The following is a 2,325-nucleotide window of genomic DNA, read 5'->3' on the forward strand; positions in this document are numbered from 1 at the left end:
AGTTGCGTGTATTATAACCCGAAGCGGGGTGATCTACACATGGCCAGGTTGAAGTGCGGGTAACACCGCATGGAGGACCGAACTCATGAAAGTTGAAAATTTCTGGGATGAGCTGTGTGTAGGGGTGAAAGGCCAATCAAACTCCGTGATAGCTGGTTCTCCCCGAAAGATATTTAGGTATCGGCTCGGGCAATTCAATGCCGGAGGTAGAGCACTGGAACGGCTAGGGGTCTCACCAGATTACCAAACCGTACCAAACTCCGAATGCCGGCAATTGTTATCCCGGGACGCAGTCAGTGGGTGATAACGTCCATTGGCAAGAGGGGAATAACCCAGACCGACAGCTAAGGCCCCCAAATCTAGTCTAAGTGAACACTAGAAAGGATGTGGCAGGTCATTGACAACCAGGAGGTTGGCTTAGAAGCAGCCATCCTTTAAAGAAAGCGTAATAGCTCACTGGTCAAGACAGGCCGCGCCGAAAATGTAACGGGGCTCAAGACTAGTGCCGAAGCTTCGGGTCATACGCAAAACGTATGGCGGTAGGGGAGCGTCCCAGTTGCAGCGAAGGTCGACTGAAAAGGCGGCTGGAGCGACTGGGAGTGCTGATGCCGAAATGAGTAGCGATAAAGGGGGTGAGAAACCCCCTCGCCGTAAACCCAAGGTTTCCTGGGTCAAGTTAATCTTCCCAGGGTTAGCCGGAACCTAAGTCGAGGCCGAAAGGCGTAGATGATGGAAAGCAGGTTAATATTCCTGCGCCATCTTGTGAGCGTTGAACTAAGGGAGGACGGAGAAAGCTAGGCGAGCTGACCGGTGGTTGCGTCAGTCCAAAGGCGTAGGGGTGTCGCGTACGAATAAAGGCGCGGCAGCTATCCCCGAGACCCCATGGCGCCCCGCAAGGGGTAAGTCGCTGATGCTCGGCTTCCAAGAAAAGTCCCGTAGGGAGCTCATAGGGTGTCCGTACCGTAAACCGACACAGGTGGGTGAGGAGAAAATCCTAAGGCGCTTGAGAGAACTCTCCTCCAAGGAACTAGGCAAATTTCCACCGTAACTTCGGAAGAAGGTGGGCCTCTGGTAGGTGTAGGCGTACAGCCGAAGCCGAGAGAGGTTGCAGAGAAATGGCGGTAGCGACTGTTTACCAAAAACACAGGACTCTGCGAAGGCGACAAGCCGACGTATAGGGTCTGACTCCTGCCCGGTGCTGGAAGGTTAAGGGGATTCGTCAGCCGCAAGGCAAAGCGATGATCCGAAGCCCCAGTAAACGGCGGCCGTAACTATAACGGTCCTAAGGTAGCGAAATTCCTTGTCGGGTAAGTTCCGACCTGCACGAATGGAGTAACGACTTCCGCGCTGTCTCGGAGAGGGACTCAGCGAAATTGAAATAGCTGTGCCGATGCAGTTTACCCGCAGCAAGACGGAAAGACCCCGTGAACCTTTACTACAACTTGACAGTGACACTAGGGATTGACTGTGTAGGATAGGTGGGAGCCTTTGAAGCCGGGCCGCTAGGTTCGGTGGAGGCAACGGTGAAATACCACCCTGTTGATTTCTGGTGTCTAACCATGTCCCGTCAGCCGGGACTGGGACACTGTCTGGTGGGTAGTTTGACTGGGGCGGTCGCCTCCCAAAAAGTAACGGAGGCGCGCGATGGTTCCCTCAGCCCGATTGGAAACCGGGCGGCGAGTGCAATGGCATAAGGGAGCTTGACTGCGAGACGGACACGTCGAGCAGGTGCGAAAGCAGGTCATAGTGATCCGGTGGTCCTGAATGGAAGGGCCATCGCTCAACGGATAAAAGGTACTCCGGGGATAACAGGCTTATCTCCCCCAAGAGTTCACATCGACGGGGAGGTTTGGCACCTCGATGTCGGCTCATCGCATCCTGGGGCTGGAGCAGGTCCCAAGGGTTTGGCTGTTCGCCAATTAAAGCGGTACGCGAGCTGGGTTCAAAACGTCGTGAGACAGTTTGGTCCCTATCTGCTGTGGGCGTAGGATACTTGAGAGGCTCTGACCTTAGTACGAGAGGACCGGGTTGGAGGCACCGCTGGTGTACCAGTTGTCTCGCCAGAGGCATCGCTGGGTAGCCATGTGCCGATTGGATAACCGCTGAAAGCATCTAAGCGGGAAACCGACCTCAAGACCAGGTATCCCGGGCGCAAGCCCCTGAAGACCCGTCGAAGACTACGACGTTGATAGGCCGGGTGTGTAAGCGTGGTAACACGTTGAGCTAACCGGTACTAATTGGTCGAGCGGCTTACTTTCCCCGTTCTCTTTGCTGCCCCCTCAAGGGGAGTAAGGGACTCGGGGCCAAGGCCGAGGCTCGAGTGCG

General features: G+C 55.4%; 1 rRNA gene. It reads left to right on the forward strand.

From position 1 onward, the window contains the following. A 23S ribosomal RNA gene (locus LXT23_RS49465) occupies positions 1–2,258 on the forward strand; the annotation flags it as partial. Between the last annotated feature and the right edge of the window lie 67 nt (positions 2,259–2,325).

The organism is Pyxidicoccus xibeiensis, assembly GCF_024198175.1.
GTDB classification, from domain to species: Bacteria; Myxococcota; Myxococcia; order Myxococcales; family Myxococcaceae; genus Myxococcus; species Myxococcus xibeiensis.